This is a genomic window from Streptomyces sp. LARHCF249, assembly GCF_052871255.1.
Genome location: NZ_JBIXJQ010000016.1, coordinates 79,184 through 95,544 on the forward strand (window position 1 = coordinate 79,184; position 16,361 = coordinate 95,544).

Genomic DNA, 16,361 nt, shown 5'->3' on the forward strand with positions numbered 1-16,361 from the left:
TTCTCCTCTTGGCGGTTCGGGTTCGGGTTCGGGTTCGGGTTCGGGTTCGAGGTGCGGGGTGCGGGGTGCGGGCGGGGTGCGGCGGGCGGCGTCAGGCGGCGCGGACCACGGCGGCGGCGTTGAAGCCGCCCCGGCCGCGGGCCAGCACCAGGGCGGTGCGCAGGACGCCGCCGGTCCGCGGGGCGCCGGTGACCAGGTCGAGCGGGCAGTCGTCGGCGGGCCGCACGGTGCCGGTGGTCGGCGGGACCACCTGGTCGCGCAGGGTGAACAGGGCGGCCGCGAGGTCGAGGGAGGCCCCGCCGGAGAGCAGCCGTCCGGTCATCGACTTGGGGGCGGTGACCGGGACCCCGCGCGGGCCGAACAGGGCGGTGATGGCCTCGGCCTCGGCGCGGTCCGCCGCGCGTTCGCCCGCCGCGTCGGCGAAGACCACGTCGACCTCGGCGGCGTCCAGGCCCGCGTCGGCGAGCGCGAGGCGGGCCGCGTCGGCGAGCCGGGGCGTGTCCGGGCCGTCGAAGGTGGCCGCGTATCCGGCGAAGGAGCCGTACGTGCGGGCGCCGCGGGCGCGGGCCGCCTCGGCGTCCTCCAGGACGAGCAGGGCGCCGCCCTCGCCGACGACGTGGCCCGAGGCCTCGGCGTCGAAGGGCAGGTAGGCGCGGGCCGGATCGGGGACCTGGCTCATCCGGCCCTCGGCCAGGTGCGCGGCCCAGCCCCAGGGGCAGAGCGAGGCGTCGACGGCGCCGGTCACCATCAGGGCGGCGCCCTTGCGGAGCTGGCGCCGGGCCTGGGCGACGGCGTCCAGGCCGCCCGCGCCCTCGGTGACGAGGACGCCGCTGGGGCCGCGCAGGCCGTGCCGGATGGAGATCTGGCCCGAGTTGACGGCGTAGAACCAGGCGAAGGACTGGTACGCGCTGACGTACTGGCCGCCCTTGCTCCACAGGGCCTCGAGCTCGCGCTGGCCGAACTCGTAGCCGCCGCCGGCGGAGGCGGTGACCACGCCCGCGGCGTACTCGGGCAGCTGCGCGGGGTCGGCGCCCGCGTCGTCGAGGGCTTCCTTGGCGGCGGCGAGCGAGAGCCGGGTGACGCGGTCGGTCTGCGGCAGCAGCCGGCTGGGCACGTGGTCCGCGTCGACGAAGCCCGGGATCTCGCCGGCGAGGCGTACGGGGTAGCCGCTCGCGTCGAACCGGGTCAGCGGCCGGATGCCGCTCTCGCCCCGCAGGACGGCGGCCCACCAGGCCTCGGCGCCCAGCCCGTTGGGGGCGGTGACGCCGACGCCGGTGAAGACGGCGGTGGCGGTCCGCGCCTCCGGGGCGCCGGAGGGGGCGGGTGCGGCGGCGGTCATGCGGCTTCCTTCAGGCTCGGGCGGTTCAGGACCATGGCGCTCTGGAAGCCGCCGAAGCCGCTGCCGACGCTGACGACGGCGTCGGTGCGGTGCTCGCGGGCGGTGAGCGGGGTGTAGTCCAGGTCGCAGTCCGGGTCGGCCTCGTGCAGGTTGGCGGTGGGCGGGACGGTGTTGTGCACGATGGCCAGGGCGCTGGCGGCCACCTCCAGGGCGCCGATGGCGCCGAGCGAGTGCCCGATCATCGACTTGATGGAGCTGACGGGCACCTCGTAGGCGCGCTGTCCCAGGCTGCGCTTGAAGGCCGCGGTCTCGTGCTTGTCGTTCTGCTTGGTGCCCGAGCCGTGCGCGCTGACGTAGTCGATGGCGGAGGCGTCCAGCCGGGCCTCGGCGAGCGCGGCGGTGATGGCCTCGGCCATCTCCGCGCCGTCGGAGCGCAGTCCCGTCATGTGGTAGGCGTTGCTGCGGCTGGCGAAACCGGAGACCTCGGCGTAGATGCGGGCGCCGCGGCGGCGGGCCCGCCCCAGCTCCTCGAGCACCAGGACGGCGGCGCCCTCGCCGAGGACGAAGCCGTTGCGGGTGCGGTCGAAGGGCCGCGAGGCGGTCGCCGGGTCGTCGTTGCGGGTAGAGGTGGCGCGGATCGCGTCGAAGCAGGCCACGGTGATCGGCGAGATGGGCGCCTCGGTGGCGCCGGTGACCATCACGTCGGCGGTGCCCTCGCGGATCAGCTCGACGGCGTGGCCGACGGAGTCCAGTCCGGAGGTGCAGCCGGTGGAGACGAGCGCGACGGGGCCCTGCGCGCCGCTGTCCCGGGCCACTTCGGCGGCCAGGGAGCTGGGGGTGAAGTAGTCGTAGAGGTGGGAGACGGCCCGGGTGTGGTCCACGTTCCAGCGCCGGCCCAGCTCGCTGACGGCCGCGTACTCGTTGTCGAGCCCGGTGGTGCAGCCGACGGCGCTGCCGAGGCTGACGCCGGTGCGCAGCGGGTCCAGCCCGTCGGCGACGCCGCTGTCGGCGATCGCCTCGCGCGCGCTGGTGAGCGCGAACAGCGCGGCGCGGTCCAGGCGGGCGGCCTCCCGCGCGTCGAAGCCGTGGTCGGCGGGGTGGAAGTCGGCCTCGGCCGCGATCCGGGACCGGAAGGAGGACGCGTCGAACAGGGTGATGGCCCGGGTCGCCGTCCGGCCGGCCGTGAGCAGCTCCCAGAACGCCTTGGTGCCCACTCCTCCCGGGGCGACGACGCCGATCCCGGTGATGACTACCCGTCTCATCGACTGTCCTTCACTGTGTTTCCTCCAGGCCCGGCACCGGGCGTCGGGCTCGCACCGCACTACGGGTTCAGTACTGCGAGCCTCGCGCTCCGGGCTGGAGCACGGCTAGAAGATCCGTGCAAAGGCATGGACGAGGCGCCGGGAATCAGCCGCCCCAGCGCAGCAGCGCGGTGCCCACGCTCATGCCGCCGCCGAAGCCTGCGAGCAGTACGAGGTCGCCGTCGGCCGGTCCGCCGGGCCCGCGCACGGCGTGGTCCAGGGCCAGCGGGATGGAGGCGGCGCCGGTGTTGCCGTGGAACTCCACGGGCAGGTGGACCGTGGCCCGGGTCAGGCCGAGCGGGCCCGTCAGGGAGCGGAGCATCTCGCCGTTGGCCTGGTGCGGGACGAAGTGGGCCACTTCCCCGGGCCCGACGCCGAAGGTGCGCAGGATCTCCTCGACCGCACCGGGCAGTTCCCGTACGACGAAGTCCCGTACGTCGCGCCCCCGCATCGCGAAGTAGTGCTCGCCGCGGGCCACCGTCTTCAGGGCGGCCGGCTTGCGGCTGCCGCCGGCGCCGACGCCGATCAGCCCGTGCAGGCTGCCGTCGGTGCGCAGGCCGGTGCCGAGCAGCCCGTACCCCTCGCGCACCGGGCCGAGGACGACGGCGCCCGCGCCGTCGCCGAACAGGGGGGCCGTCCTGCGGTCGGCGGGGTCGACGATGCGGGAGTACACGTCGGTTCCGACCACGAGCACCGGGCGGCGCCGGCCGTCGGCCTCGGGGGCGGCGAGGAGCCGGGCGCCGGTGTGCAGGGCCGCGGCGAAGCCGCTGCAGACGGCGTTCACGTCGAAGGCGGCCGCCTGGCGGGCGCCGAGCCGGTGCTGCACGAGGGCGGCGGTGGCCGGCTGGGTGTGGTCGGGCGTCGAGGTGGCGACCACGATCCAGGCGAGGTCCCCGGGGTCGGTGCCGGCGTCCTCCAGTGCCCGCAGGGCGGCCGCGGCGGCCAGGTCGGAGGCGGCCTCGTGCGGGGCCGCGTACCGGCGTTCCCTGATCCCGGTCTTGCGCTCGATCCACGCGGGGGTCACGCCGACCCGGGCGGCGATCGTCTCGTTGGGCACGATCCGCTCGGGCAGGTACGAGCCGGTGCCGAGGATGCCGATGGATCCCAGGCCGGGCGAGTGGACGCTCACGCGGCCACCGCCGAGGGCAGCAGCAGCGCGTCGGTGACGGCGGCCGCGACCTCCTCGAGGCGGTCGCTGAGGTAGAAGTGGCCGCCTGGCAGCACCCACAGCCCGAACGCGGAGCCGGTGTGGGCGCGCCACGCGTCGACCTTGCCGACCTCGGCCATGGGGTCGGCGTCGCCGGTCAGCGCGGTGATCGCGGTGCGCAGCGGCGGCCCGGGCGCGAAGCGGTACTCGCGCACCGCCCGGTAGTCGGTGCGCAGCGGCGGCAGCAGCATGCGCCGCACCTCCGGGTCGTCGAGCAGTCCGTCGTCCGTGGCGTTCAAGGCGCGCAGTTCCCGGACGACCTCCTCGTCGGTGCGGGGGAACCAGGCCTCGTAGCTGTCCTGGCAGGGGGCCGGGCGGCCGGAGACGAACAGGTGGGCGGGGCCCTGCCCGGCCGCCTCGGTCCTGCGGGCCACCTCGAAGGCCAGCATCGCCCCCATGCTGTGCCCGAACAGGGCGTACGGGCGGCCGTCGTCGAGCGGCAGCAGCTCGGCGGTGATCCGGTCGGCGAGCCGCTCCAGCGAGGTCTCGCCCGGTTCGGAGCGGCGGTCCTGGCGGCCCGGGTACTGGACGCCGTACACGTCCACGGCGGGCGAGAGCACGGAGGCCAGGGGGTGGAAGTAGCTTGCGGACCCGCCCGCGTGCGGCAGGGCGAACAGCCGGACGGGCGCCTGCGGGGCGGGCCGGTAGTTCCTGAACCAGGGACTTCCGTCGGTCGTTCGCGTCATCGGATCTCCTCATTCCCGGACAGAGCTCGAAACCCAGCCTGCGGGTGCCCCCGCCGGGTCCGGATCCCCTGGAACCCCCCTGGCCGCGGCGCCGCCCGGGCCTAGGGGAACGTCTGGGGTGCCGGGGCAGGGGGGCGCGTTCCTACGTTTGGCTGAGGCGCTCCTCGACTTCAAGGGACATCACGTGGACGAGATCATCAGTGCTCTGCTCTCCGAGGACGCGGCCCCGGGTGACTTCCAGCACCTCCGGCTGCCGGAGAGCTACCGCGGCAATGTGGTCCGCAAGGAAGACACCGGCATGTTCGAAGGCATGGCGACGGCGGACAAGGACCCCCGCAAGTCCCTGCACCTCCAGGACGTGCCGACCCCCGAACCGGGCCCCGGCGAGGCGCTGATCGCCGTCATGGCGAGCGCCGTCAACTACAACACCGTGTGGTCGTCGATCTTCGAGCCGCTGGCGACCTTCGGGTTCCTGGAGCGCTACGGCCGGCTCAGCGAACTGACCAGGCGCCACGACCTCCCGTACCACGTGCTGGGCTCCGACCTGTGCGGCGTGGTGCTGCGCACCGGCCCCGGCGTGAACCGCTGGCAGCCCGGCGACCGGGTGGTGGCCCACTGCCTGTCCGTGGAGCTGGAGTCCGCCGAGGGCCACAACGACACGATGCTCGACCCCGAGCAGCGCATCTGGGGCTTCGAGACCAACTTCGGCGGCCTGGCGGAGCTGGCACTGGTGAAGTCCAACCAGCTGATGCCCAAGCCCGAGCACCTGACGTGGGAGGAGGCCGCCTCCCCCGGCCTGGTCAACTCCACCGCCTACCGCCAGCTGGTCTCCCGCAACGGCGCCGGCATGAAGCAGGGCGACAACGTCCTGATCTGGGGCGCCAGCGGCGGACTCGGCTCGTACGCCACCCAGCTGGCCCTGGCCGGCGGCGCCAACCCCGTGTGCGTGGTGTCCAGTCCGCAGAAGGCCGAGATCTGCCGGCGGATGGGCGCGACCGCGATCATCGACCGCAACGCCGAGGGCTACAGGTTCTGGAAGGACGAGGACACCCAGGACCCGAGGGAGTGGAAGCGCTTCGGCAAGCGCATCCGCGAGCTGACCGGCGGCGAGGACGTGGACATCGTCTTCGAGCACCCGGGCCGCGAGACCTTCGGCGCCTCCGTGTACGTGGCCCGCAAGGGCGGCACGATCGTCACCTGCGCCTCGACCTCCGGCTACCGGCACGAGTTCGACAACCGCTACCTGTGGATGTCGCTCAAGCGGATCGTCGGCTCGCACTTCGCGAACTACCGCGAGGCGTGGGAGGCCAACCGGCTGATCGCCAAGGGCAAGATCCACCCCACCCTGTCGAAGGTCCACTCCCTGGAGGACACCGGCCAGGCCGCGTACGAGGTCCACCAGAACCTCCACCACGGCAAGGTCGGCGTCCTCGCGCTGGCCCCGCGGGAGGGCCTGGGCGTACGGAACCACGAGCTGCGCGCCACGCACCTCGACGCCATCAACCGGTTCCGGACCGACCTCGGCACCGACACCGGGACCGGCATCGGTACCGGGCCCGAGGAGGCCGGACAGTGACCACCGAGCACACCCCGATCACCGGGATCGTCGGACTGGGCACCCTCGGCGAGGCCTTGCTGCGCCTGGCCCACGAGGCCGGGCACGAGGTCATCGGTGTCGACACCGCCCTGGACGCGCTGGACCGCACCGCCCGGCGGCTCAAGGCCGCCGACGCCGCGCGCGGTGAGGGGGCCGACGGGGCCGGCCGGCCCGCCGTGACCCTGACCACGGACCCATCCGCCCTGTCCCGGGCGGAGCTGGTGATCGAGGCCGTCACCGAGGACGAGGCCGTCAAGAAGGCCGTGCTGGGCGACCTCGTCGCCCGGTGCGCGCCCGGCGTGCCCGTACTGACCACCACCACGACGCTGTCCGTGCCCCGGCTGGCCATCGGCTCGGGCAGCCCCGGATCGGTCGCGGGCCTGCGGTTCTTCACGCCGCCCGCCGCCGGCGGGCCCGTCCTGCCCGTCCATTCCCCGCTGGCCTCGGCCGCCACCGCGGCGGCGCTCGACGCCCTGGTGGAGGAGCTGGGCCTGCGGCCGGTCGCCGTCGCCGCCCCGTCGGCCGCCGACGCCGACGACCTGGTGCTGGCCTACCTCAACCGCGCCGCGATCCTGTGCGACGAGGGCTACGCGAGCGCCCGGGACATCGACACCGCGATGCGGCTGGGCTGCGGTCTTCCGCTGGGCCCGCTGGAGACGCTCGACCTCATGGGCATCGACTCGGCCCACGCGGCGCTCCTCGCCCGCTGGCGGCGCACCGGGGACTGCGCGTTCGAGCCGTCGCCGCTCCTCAGCCGGATGGTCACGGCCGGCCGTCTGGGCCGCAAGAGCGGCGAGGGCTTCGCCGCGTACGACGAACTGGGCGCCGTGGTGGCGCCTGCGGCCGGCGGCCCGGGCGCGGGACGGGCCCGGCCGGTCACCCGCGTCGGCGTGGTCGGCTCGGGCGCCATGGCCCGCGGCATCGCCGAGGTCATGGCGGCCGGCGGCCGGCACACCGTGCTCGTGGCGCGCGGCGCGGAGCAGGCCGAGCGGGCCCTGGCGGCGGTCGGGGACTCGCTGACCCGCCGGGTGCGCAGGGGCCGGATCTCCCCCGCGGAGCGGGAGTCGGCGCTGGCCCGGCTGGAGACGTCCACCGACCTGGCGGCGCTCGGCGGCTGCGATCTGGTCGTGGAGGCCGTCGTCGAGGACCTCGACGCGAAGCTGGTCCTGTTCGGCCGCCTCGGGGAGGTCTGCGCACCGGGCACCGTCCTGGCCACCACCACCTCGAGCCTGTCCGTCGCCGCCTGCGCCGAGGCGTCGGGCCGCCCGGCCGACGTGATCGGCCTGCACTTCTTCAACCCGGCCCCGGTCATGCGGCTGGTGGAGCTGGCGCACACCGCCGAGTCCCACGAGGACGCGCTGGCGACCGCCCGGACGCTCTGCCGCGACCTGGGCAAGACGGCCGTGGAGTGCCCGGACCGGACCGGGTTCATCGTCAACCGGCTGCTGTTCCCGTACCTCGGCGACGCGCTGGACCTGCTCGAGCGGGCCGGCACGGACATCGCGGCGACGGACGCGGCCGTCGAGCAGGGGTACGGCTACCCGATGGGGCCGTTCGCCCTGCTGGACACGATCGGCCTCGACGTCTCCCTCGCCATCCAGGAACGGCTCTTCGACAGCTTCGGCCTGCCGGAACTGGTCCCCTCACAGCCCCTGGCCGAACTGGTCGCGGCGGGCGCCCTCGGCCGCAAGAACCAGCGGGGCTTCCGCACGGGCGAGCGCCGCGGCTGACCGCGCGGCTCAGGCAGCGCGGCCCGGGCCGACCAGCTCGGCGAGGTCGGTGCGGGAGCGCACGCCCAGTTTGCGGTAGACCTTCGTCAGGTGCTGCTCGACCGTGCTCGCGGTCACGAACAGGCGGGCGGCGATGACCTGGTTGGTGCAGCCCTGGGCGGCCAGGACCGCCACCCGCCGCTCCGCCCGGCTCAGCCGTGCCACGGGGTCCTGGTGGCCGGCCGCCGGGGGGCTCCAGTCGAGGGCCTCGCACGGCTCGATGCCCCAGCGGGCCATCAGGTCCCGGCAGGCGTGCAGATCGCCGAGGGCGGCCACCGGCTGCTGCGCGGCGAGCCGGAACCGGCCGCGGGCGAGCAGGTAGTGCGGGGCGACACGGGTGCGGAACATCGCCTCCGGAACGGGCACGCGCAGCAGCCGGGCCGCCTCCTCGTGGTCGCCGAGCCCGGTCGCGGCCAGCACGGCCGCGGCCAGCGGCATCCCGACGGCGATCCCCCAGGCCCCGGGCGCCAGCAGGCCCAGTGCCCGCTCCGCTTCGGCGGCCGCCTCCGCGTGCCGGCCCAGGCGGCCGTGCACCAGGGCGGCGGCGGCCGCGGCCACCGCCCGGCGGGCGGGGGTGTCCAGGGCTCCCGGCGTGGTCCGCGTCTCGCGCAGCAGGGCGTGCCAGTGCTCGGCCCGGTCGCTCTCCCCCACGTACAGCAGGGCGCACAGGGCCGCCGTCACCCCGGGGGCCGGGTGCTGGCGCGATACGAGCGCCGCAGCGGCCCGTTCCACGGCGGCCGTGTGGTCGGCATCGCCGGCCGGCCCGAACGCCGGCCCGAACTCCCGGCCGTCGGGCGGGCCGTCCGCCGGATCGTCCACCGCGCCGTCCGCCGCGCCGTCCGCCCGGCCGTGCCGCGGCCCGTCCGCCGGGCCCAGTTCCGGGTAGACGTACGCCGCCCCGGCGCGCAGCCGCCGTGCCCGCTCTCCCCCGCCGGGCGCGTCGAGGGCCTCGAGGGTGTCGAGCGCGCGGGCCGCGGCGCCCGGGCGGCCGTGCCACAGCAGCAGCCCGAGCGGGCCGGCGGCCCCGTCCGCCGCGAACCGCCCCGCGTCCAAGGCCTGTTCGAGGGCCGGGAGGTGGCGGGTCACGGCGGCGGGGTCGCTCTCCCACTCGGCGCCGGCCAGCGCGTCGAGCAGCGCAGCCCGGCGCTGCGGGTCGGGGCAGCGGCGGTGCGCGGCGTCGAGGAAGCCCGCCGCCGCCTTGGGCCGGGCGGCCCGCAGGGCCTGCTCGGCCGCCTCGGCCAGAACGTCGACGGCCCACGGCTCCGCGGCCGCCGGAGCCGGCCCGTCGGCGTCGACCAGGTGCCGGGCCACGGTCTCGGCCCCGGCTCCGTCGGCGCGCAGCAGGGCGACGGCCTCCGTGTGCAGCCGGGCGCTCTCGCCGGGCGGGAGCTCCTCCAGTACGGCGGCCCGCACCGCCTCGTGGCGCAGCCGTCCGGAGTCCAGCAGCCCGGTGTCGGTGAGGACGTCCATCAGCGGCCCCACGGCCCGTTCGTGGACGCCGAGCAGCCGGGCGAGCGTGGTGAGGGTGGCGGAGGGGCCCAGTACGGCGAGGGCCCGTGCCGCGTCCCGGGTGCCGTCGGGGCGCAGGCAGCCGGTGACGGCCCGTTTGAAGGCGGCGGCGGCCACCGGGCGGACGGAGCGCAGCGGTCCGCAACTCAGCCGGTCCTCGGCGAGGGCGTGCAGCAGCCGCGGGTTCCCGCCGGTGGCCCGGTGCCAGGCGGGGGCGAGCCGCCGGGCCTCGGCCGGGTCCATGGCCCCGCCGTCCGGGGCGCGCAGGAACCCGGCGACGCCGTCCTCGTCGAGGGTGGTGAGGGCGATGGCCAGGCACCGGGGGTGGCGGGCGAGTTCGGCGACCGGCAGCGCGGCGGCCGGCCGGTGGGGCGGCTGGTAGGCGGAGCCCGCGCCGAGCAGCATGACGCGCGCGGCTCCGATCCGGCCGCACAGGTACAGCAGGCAGCGCGCGGAGAGTTCGTCGGTGTACTCGATGTCGTCGACGGCGACGACGACCGGGGCGGTGGCGGCCAGCTCCGTCAGGACGTCCCGTACCACCGGCAGGGCGGCCGCCGGTTCGGGATCGGGCCCGGTGAATCCGGGTACGGCGCTCAGCAGCTGTCCGGCGACGCCGAGCGGGATGCCCTGTTCCGCCGGGGAGGCGGAGGCGTGCAGGACGAGGGCCCCGGCGTCCGCCGCCTCTGCGGTGAAGGCCCGCACCAGCGCGGTCTTGCCGGTGCCGGGGCTGCCGGTGACCAGGGCGGCCCGGCCCTCGCCGCGCCGGGTCACGGCGAACAGCTCCCGGAGCCTGCCGAGTTCCCGGTCCCGCCGCACCAGTTCCTGCGGCCTTGGTGTCATCGGCTCTCCCCCCGTGCGGTGCCGCTCCCGGCAGTGTGCCGGGGCCGGGCGAAAAGCCGCTGGTGGGCGACCTGAGGCGCGCTCGAGCCCCGGCCGGGAAGCCGCGGAGCCGGACACCGGACGGGAGCGCCGGCGGTCAGCGCTCGGCGGTCAGCGGTCAGCGGTCAGCGGTCAGCGGTCAGCGGTCAGCGGTCAGCGGTGCGGGCGCTTCTTCAGGGCCCGGGCGCGGGTGCGGACGCGCTGCTTGTCCTCGGACCGGGCGCGGGCGTCCTGGCGCAGTTCCAGCATGCGCTGTTCGCGGCGCAGCTTCTCCCAGTTGCCGAGCCGGTCCGCGTCCAGGGAGCCGGTGACGACGGCGGTCCGGACGGCGCAGCCCGGCTCGTCCTGGTGGCCGCAGTCGCGGAACTGGCAGTCGCCGGTGAGGGACTCGACGTCCGCGAAGGCCTTGTCGATGCCCTCCTCGGCGTCCCACACGGCCAGTGCCCGCATGCCGGGGGTGTCGATGAGCAGGCCGCCGCCGGGCAGCGGGACCAGCTCGCGGTGCGTGGTGGTGTGCCGGCCCTTGAAGTCCGAGCGGACCTCCTGGGTGGACAGCACCTCCTCGCCGCGCAGCCGGTTGGTCAGCGTGGACTTGCCCACGCCGGACAGGCCCACGAGGGCGACGGTACGGCCCTGTTCGACGTACTGGTCCAGGGCGTCGAGGCCCTCGCCGGTACGGGAGGAGACGGTGTGGACGGGGGAGCCGAGCGCGATGCGCTCCACCTCCTCGGCCGCGGCGGCCGGATCGGGGTGCAGATCGGCCTTGCTCAGCACCACGACGGGCTGGGCTCCGCTCTGCCAGGCGACGGCCAGGTAGCGCTCGATGCGGCGCAGCCGCTGCTCGCCGGTGAGGGCGGCGACCACGAAGACGGTGTCGACGTTGGTGGCGACGATCTGGGACTCGGTCCTGCGGTTCGCGGTGCCGCGGACGAAGGCCGAGCGGCGCGGCAGGACGTCGAGGATCAGGTGGGGGGCGGGGCCGCCGACCACGACCCAGTCGCCGGTGGCCAGCTGGGCCCCGCCCAGCGGCGGTTCGCCGTGCTGGAACAGCCGGGGGCCGAGCTGGGCGCGCAGTTCGCCGCCGGGCGTCAGGATGGTGGCGGCGCCCCGGTCGACCTGGCCGACGCGGGCGGGGAAGCGGGTTTCGCCGGGGGCGGCGCCGCCGAGTGCGGCCAGGTGTCCGGGCCAGGCCTCGGCGAGGGCCTCGTGCCAGCCGAGCGGGGCGAGTGCGGCGGAGTCGGGTTCCGACGTCATCAGCTGTTCTCCGTGGGCTGGGGCTTCGGCTGCTTGGTCGGGGAGGGCTTGCCCTCGCAGCCGCAGCCGCCGCGCTGGACGGTGAGGCGGCGGCGCGGCGCGGGGGCGGCGGCCGGGGCGGCGGCTGTGGTGCCGGTCGTGGTGCCGGTCGTGGTGCCGGCTGCGTTCGAGGGGGTCTGCTCGGTCATGCGTTCTGCTCCTGCTTCCGGGTCGGTGCGGAGTCGCCGATGCGGCTCCGCACGAAGGCGATCTGGGCTGACATGGCGTCCGCGCCGACCTCGGCGCGGGCACTGGCGTGGCCGGTGGAGCGCAGCCGGAGGTCGACGTCCGCGCCGCGGGCGGCCAGCGCCCGTACGTATGACTCGATCTGGCCGACCGGGCAGCGCGCGTCGCGGTCCCCGGCCAGGACGAGCAGGGGTGCGCGGACCGCGTCGGCGTACGTGTGCGGGGAGGCGGCGGCATAGCGCTCGGGCACCTCGTCGGGGCTGCCGCCGAACATGGCCCGGTCCACCCAGCGCAGGCTGTGCAACTGCTCGCGGTAGGCGGCCGGGTAGTCGCCGACGGCGCCCTCCGCGAGCCCGCAGGCCCACAGGCCGGGCTGGGTGCCGAGGCCGAGCAGGGTCAGGTAGCCGCCCCAGGAACTCCCCGCGAGCACGCAGCGGTCGGGGTCGGCCACGCCGGATGCGACCAGGTGGGCGCGGACGGCGGCCACGTCGGAGAGTTCGGTGAGCCCGACGGCCTCGCGGTGGCCGAACTGCCAGGCGGTGCCGTTCTCGGCCGAGCCCCGGTAGTTGACGCGGGCCACCGCGTAGCCGGCGTCGTTCCAGGCGGCGGCGGGGCCGTTGTACTCGTCCCCGTCGGCGGTGTGCGGGCCGCCGTGCAGCAGGAAGACCGTCGGGTACGGGGCCCGGCCGGCGGCCGGCACGCTGAGGAACACCGGGACCGTCAGCTCCCCGTGCGGCACGGGGACTTCGGTGACCGGGGCGGCCGGTACGACCGGGCCGGGCACGGACAGCAGGTCCTTGCCGGCGAGGTCGCGCAGGACGGGCGGGGTGGTCGCCGAGGAGAAGGTGTACCAGCAGTCGCCGTCGGGCCGGGCCACCGCGGTGTGCACGGTGCCGCGCGGCACGGGCAGCTGCTCCAGGTGCCCGTCGGCGAGCCGGTAGCGGTAGAGCTCGCTGCGCCCGTGCGTGCGGTGGTGGAGCAGCAGCGCGGTGCCGTCGGGCACGAACCCGGCGCGTACGTCGCCGGGCAGGCCGGTGTCGATCTCCCGCACCTCACCGGTGACGGGGTCCCACAGCAGCGGGGCGGGGCGGCCGCCCCGGGTGTGCGTGGCCAGCACCAGCCGGCCGCCGGGCAGGAACGGGGAGCCGTACGGAACGACGTGCAGCCCGCTGTGCGGCCAGTCGCTCAACTCCCCCACCAGCGCACCGTCGGTGTCCAGCACGCGCAGCGAGGGCCGCAGCGGATCGCCGTACTCGGCGTGCAGCACCAGCACGTACGCCTCGTCGTCGCTGAGGCCGCCGAGGTAGAGCGGGGTGTCCGCGCCGTACAGCGGTTCGGCCCGGTCCGCGCCGGCCCGGAGCAGGTGGATGTCCGTACGGCCGTCGGCCGCGGTGACTCCGGCGACGGCCAGGCCCGAGGCGCCGACGGCCAGGCCCTCGGGCGTGCCGGGCGGGACGCCGGGCAGGGCGGGGACCGCGGGGCCGCCGCGCAGCGGGGCCCGCATCCAGGTGCCGTGCTCGGTGCCGTCCTCGTCGTGGTACCACCACAGCCAGCGTCCGGCCGGGTCGAGCAGGCCGAGTTCGACGCCGTGCGGGGCGTCCGTGAGCTGGCGGATCCCGCCGCCGGCCCGGTCCCAGAGGTAGAACTGCGCGGTGCCGGTGGCGTTGCCCCGCAGCGCGCAGACCTCGGGCCGCAGTCGGCCCCAGAAGGGGAGTTCGACGGCGGGCGCGGTGCACCGGTCCACCGGTCTCGACTCCGGCTCGAGCGCAGCGGTATATACAGTCACCAGGCCATTATGCAGAAGACGAACAGGCCTAGGAAGAGCGAATATCCAATTCGAGCCACAGGGTGGCCGGGTGAAATTCCCATGGCGCCGTCCCTGCGCTTTGTGCATTCCTCTTCCATTTCTTCGGGCGCGGCTTGAGAACCGAGCGAAGGGGGTCGGTCGGTGGACCGGGGGCGACTTTCCCGAGGCGAGAGCCTGTTCACGGCCACGGACGCGGCCGGCACCGCCCGCCGGGCCCGCCGCGTAATCGTGTGTACCGGCAGCCGGATCCCGTACTCGCCAACCGGGGTCTCCGGTATCGAACGGGCCGAGAACAACTCCTCCTTCGCGACCTTTCTCGACGGCGAGCTGAAAACCATCGAGAAACCGGACGACGGACGACTCCGGGTCGATCCGGATTTCTCTCCATGCGACGGGGACACGTTTTCAAAGACCGTCCGCGACGGCCGGTTCCCGGTGCTGCGCCCCGACCGGGGCGGCGAATTCACGGACACCCGCCACGTCCCGGAGGACCGGGAGAACGAGTGGGACGAGGAGAGCGGCCTCAAGCCGGCCCGGGAGGCTCTCCTTCGCATGCTGGACCTCGTGGGCCGGAGCTGACGCAAGGAGACCTCACATGCCCTCCGCAGTTCTTCCCGGCCCGCTGACCCGCACGGACATCGGGGAGGGGATCCGGAAGCAGGGCTGGGTGTTCGCCCCGGGAACCGGCTTCGACACCGGTCCCGGGGCGCAGGAGTTCCGGCAGCTGAGCCGGGCCTACGAGGACCTCCGGCCGGACGAGTACCTGGCCGACGGCGGGGCGTACCGCTTCCGCCGGCACGTCCGCTACACCCACCGGGCGGCCTCGCAGGGGGTGCTGCGCGCGCACCCGCCGGGCCCCTACCACCAGAGCGCCGAGGTGAACCCGTTCGCGGGCGGCTCGCCGCGCCTGTTCGCGCCCGTCACCGGGGCGGTACGGGTCAACCCGTTCCTGCACCGGCTGCTGCTGCACGGCGTCGGCGTGTTCTCGGAGCTCGACGGGGCGGAGCCCGGGCGGACCCTGGACTGGGAGGTGGACGTGCACCTGGTGCGCATCCGGGCCAGTGCCAGGGAGCAGGGCCTGCCCTCCCCCGAGGGCGTGCACCGGGACGGCTTCGACTACATCTCCCTGCACCTGATCGGCCGGGCGGGGGTGACCGGCGGCCGCAGCATCATCTGCGACCCCTCGCAGCGCCCCCTGGCCCGCCCGCTGCTGGCCGCACCGCTGGACTCCCTGTACGCGGACGACCGCCGGATCCTGCACGGCACCGAACCGGTCCGCCTGGACCCGGCGTCGGGCCGCCCGTACGGCTACCGCGACATGCTCCTGACCAGCTATCGCCGGATCGGCTGACCTGCTCGCTAGACCGCGATCCCGGCGGGAACCTCGGGCTGCTTCTCGGCGGATGCCTCGGCCCGGGCGGCCGGCCGGGGCGCCGTCGCGGTGGTCGGGGCGGGGGTCAGGTTCGGGGGGAGGTCTCGCAAGAGGTTGTCGGGGGAGGGCCAGCGGCGCTGGATCCACTCGTAGAGCGGGGTCGCGGCCAGGGTGGTCACGATCGTCATCAGGGCCATGACCGTGTAGAGCTCGGTGGTGATCAGGCCCTTGTCCCGGCCGATGTTGAGGAGGATCAGCTCCGTCAGGCCGCGGGCGTTCATCAGCGTGCCGAGCGAGGCCGCGTCGCGCCAGGAGGTGCCGGCGGAGCGCGCGGCCAGGGTGCACGCGCCGCCCTTGACGGCGAAGGCCACCACGAGGACGAGGCAGAAGGTGCCCAGGACGACCGGGTCCAGCAGGGCGTCGAGGTGGGTGTTCAGGCCTGCGTAGACGAAGAAGACCGGCAGCAGCACGTGGACGGTGATCGGCTCCAGGCGGGCGCGCAGGTCGTCGGCGAAGGCGCCGCGGGGCATGCAGGCGCCGAGGACGAACGCGCCGAAGACGGCGTGGACGCCGACCCATTCGGTGAAGGTGGCGCAGACCAGGAGCAGGATCACGACGGCCCCGAGGGCGCCGGACCGGTTCAGCGTGCCCGGCTCCTCCAGCCGCTCCGCGCGGCGGGCCAGGCGCTTCTTGGCGTACATCACGACGGCGACGTACACGAGGCTGCCGCCCAGGGCGAGGGCCGCGAGCAGCGGGTCGCCGGTGGTGCCCGCGATGACGACGGCGAGCAGGATCCAGGCGGCGGCGTCGTCGACGGCGGCGGAGGCCAGGGCGATCGTGCCGACCTTGGTCCGGGTCAGCCCGCGCTCGTAGATGATCCGCGCGAGCAGCGGGAAGGCGGTGATGGAGCAGGCGGCGCCGACGAACATGGCGCCCTGCCAGGCGGCGACGCCCTCGGGGAAGAAGGTGTCGCTGCCGGCCAGCTGCCAGCCGAGGAAGCCGCCGATCAGCACCGGGGCGAGGATGCCCGCGGCCGAGGCGAGGGCCGACTGCTTGAGGTGTCCGGCCAGGATCGAGTGGTCGAAGGACAGTCCGACCAGGAACATGTACAGCACCAGGCCGAGCTGGCCGACGACGAAGAGCGTGCTCAGGGCCGGGTGCTGGACGCCCGCCTCCGTGCCGGGCACGGCCAGCACCTTGGGGAAGAGGTCCTGGAACAGGGCCGGGAACACGTAGCCGAGCAGGGTGGGGCCGAGCAGGAAGCCGGCCACCATGTCGGCGACGACCTGCGGCTGGCCGAGCTTGCGGAACAGCAGCCCGACCAGCCTGCACATGACGAGCACAGTGCCGAGCTGCACGAAGAACAGCATGGTCAGTTCGTTGTTGCTGGGCATTGCCAGGCGCTCCCTTTCGGGA

General features: G+C 75.1%; 13 protein-coding genes. 4 read left to right on the forward strand and 9 right to left on the reverse strand.

What is annotated here, in order from left to right:
* Positions 1-91: 91 nt before the first annotated feature.
* The 4 genes from ACIPUC_RS33275 to ACIPUC_RS33290 form a co-directional block, all read right to left on the reverse strand.
* The gene (locus ACIPUC_RS33275) at positions 92-1,339 is read right to left on the reverse strand and encodes a ketosynthase chain-length factor (RefSeq protein WP_446594112.1); all 1,248 of its coding nucleotides are present in this window, start codon (positions 1,337-1,339) and stop codon (positions 92-94) included.
* Entirely contained in the window at positions 1,336-2,601 is a 1,266-nt protein-coding gene (locus tag ACIPUC_RS33280; RefSeq protein WP_446594113.1) for a beta-ketoacyl-[acyl-carrier-protein] synthase family protein, read from the reverse strand. The genes ACIPUC_RS33275 and ACIPUC_RS33280 overlap by 4 nt, the downstream gene beginning before the upstream one ends.
* 145 nt (positions 2,602-2,746) lie before the next feature.
* On the reverse strand, positions 2,747-3,769 hold the full coding sequence (locus tag ACIPUC_RS33285; protein WP_446594114.1) for a 3-oxoacyl-ACP synthase III family protein: 1,023 nt from the start codon (positions 3,767-3,769) through the stop codon (positions 2,747-2,749).
* Positions 3,766-4,533 carry a thioesterase II family protein gene (locus tag ACIPUC_RS33290; protein ID WP_446594115.1) on the reverse strand — a complete coding sequence of 256 codons (768 nt, stop codon included), beginning with the start codon at positions 4,531-4,533 and terminating at the stop codon, positions 3,766-3,768. Before ACIPUC_RS33290 ends, ACIPUC_RS33285 begins: the two co-directional genes overlap by 4 nt.
* Positions 4,534-4,717: 184 nt before the next feature.
* Between ACIPUC_RS33290 and ccrA the strand changes: the two genes are divergently transcribed.
* The gene (ccrA, locus tag ACIPUC_RS33295; protein ID WP_446594116.1) at positions 4,718-6,109 is read left to right on the forward strand and encodes a crotonyl-CoA carboxylase/reductase; all 1,392 of its coding nucleotides are present in this window, start codon (positions 4,718-4,720) and stop codon (positions 6,107-6,109) included.
* A complete protein-coding gene (locus ACIPUC_RS33300) occupies positions 6,106-7,860 on the forward strand; it encodes a 3-hydroxyacyl-CoA dehydrogenase family protein (RefSeq protein WP_446594117.1) in 1,755 nt (584 codons plus the stop codon). Before ccrA ends, ACIPUC_RS33300 begins: the two co-directional genes overlap by 4 nt.
* Positions 7,861-7,869: 9 nt before the next feature.
* Here ACIPUC_RS33300 and ACIPUC_RS33305 read toward each other — a convergent pair whose 3' ends face one another.
* From ACIPUC_RS33305 to ACIPUC_RS33320, 4 genes are all read right to left on the reverse strand, one after another.
* A complete protein-coding gene (locus ACIPUC_RS33305; RefSeq protein WP_446594118.1) occupies positions 7,870-10,248 on the reverse strand; it encodes an AAA family ATPase in 2,379 nt (792 codons plus the stop codon).
* A gap of 192 nt (positions 10,249-10,440) precedes the next feature.
* Complete coding sequence (rsgA, locus tag ACIPUC_RS33310) at positions 10,441-11,541, reverse strand: ribosome small subunit-dependent GTPase A (protein ID WP_446594119.1); 1,101 nt, start codon at positions 11,539-11,541, stop codon at positions 10,441-10,443.
* Complete coding sequence (locus ACIPUC_RS33315) at positions 11,541-11,729, reverse strand: hypothetical protein (protein WP_446594120.1); 189 nt, start codon at positions 11,727-11,729, stop codon at positions 11,541-11,543. Before ACIPUC_RS33315 ends, rsgA begins: the two co-directional genes overlap by 1 nt.
* Positions 11,726-13,552: a prolyl oligopeptidase family serine peptidase gene (locus ACIPUC_RS33320; protein WP_446594121.1), complete on the reverse strand. Its 1,827-nt coding sequence runs from the start codon at positions 13,550-13,552 to the stop codon at positions 11,726-11,728. Before ACIPUC_RS33320 ends, ACIPUC_RS33315 begins: the two co-directional genes overlap by 4 nt.
* 162 nt (positions 13,553-13,714) lie before the next feature.
* On the opposite strand from ACIPUC_RS33320, the gene ACIPUC_RS33325 reads away from it, so the two are divergent.
* Together ACIPUC_RS33325 and ACIPUC_RS33330 are read left to right on the forward strand one after the other, a co-directional pair.
* Complete coding sequence (locus tag ACIPUC_RS33325) at positions 13,715-14,152, forward strand: hypothetical protein (RefSeq protein WP_446594122.1); 438 nt, start codon at positions 13,715-13,717, stop codon at positions 14,150-14,152.
* Between the two features lie 16 nt (positions 14,153-14,168).
* Positions 14,169-14,924, forward strand: coding sequence for a 2OG-Fe dioxygenase family protein (locus tag ACIPUC_RS33330; protein WP_446594123.1), 756 nt, complete (start codon positions 14,169-14,171; stop codon positions 14,922-14,924).
* 8 nt (positions 14,925-14,932) lie between these two features.
* On the opposite strand, the gene ACIPUC_RS33335 is transcribed toward ACIPUC_RS33330, so the two are convergent.
* Positions 14,933-16,339, reverse strand: a complete 1,407-nt coding sequence (locus ACIPUC_RS33335) for a cation:proton antiporter (RefSeq protein ID WP_446594124.1) — start codon at positions 16,337-16,339, stop codon at positions 14,933-14,935.
* Between the last annotated feature and the right edge of the window lie 22 nt (positions 16,340-16,361).

Bases quoted from the DNA above. Each gene is read 5' to 3' on its own strand.
- ACIPUC_RS33290 (WP_446594115.1), bottom strand. From the start codon at position 4,533: ATGACGCGAACGACCGACGGAAGTCCCTGGTTCAGGAACTACCGGCCC.
- rsgA (WP_446594119.1), bottom strand. From the start codon at position 11,541: ATGACGTCGGAACCCGACTCCGCCGCACTCGCCCCGCTCGGCTGGCAC.
- ACIPUC_RS33275 (WP_446594112.1), bottom strand. From the start codon at position 1,339: ATGACCGCCGCCGCACCCGCCCCCTCCGGCGCCCCGGAGGCGCGGACC.
- ACIPUC_RS33305 (WP_446594118.1), bottom strand. From the start codon at position 10,248: ATGACACCAAGGCCGCAGGAACTGGTGCGGCGGGACCGGGAACTCGGC.
- ACIPUC_RS33280 (WP_446594113.1), bottom strand. From the start codon at position 2,601: ATGAGACGGGTAGTCATCACCGGGATCGGCGTCGTCGCCCCGGGAGGA.
- ACIPUC_RS33315 (WP_446594120.1), bottom strand. From the start codon at position 11,729: ATGACCGAGCAGACCCCCTCGAACGCAGCCGGCACCACGACCGGCACC.
- ACIPUC_RS33335 (WP_446594124.1), bottom strand. From the start codon at position 16,339: ATGCCCAGCAACAACGAACTGACCATGCTGTTCTTCGTGCAGCTCGGC.
- ACIPUC_RS33330 (WP_446594123.1), top strand. From the start codon at position 14,169: ATGCCCTCCGCAGTTCTTCCCGGCCCGCTGACCCGCACGGACATCGGG.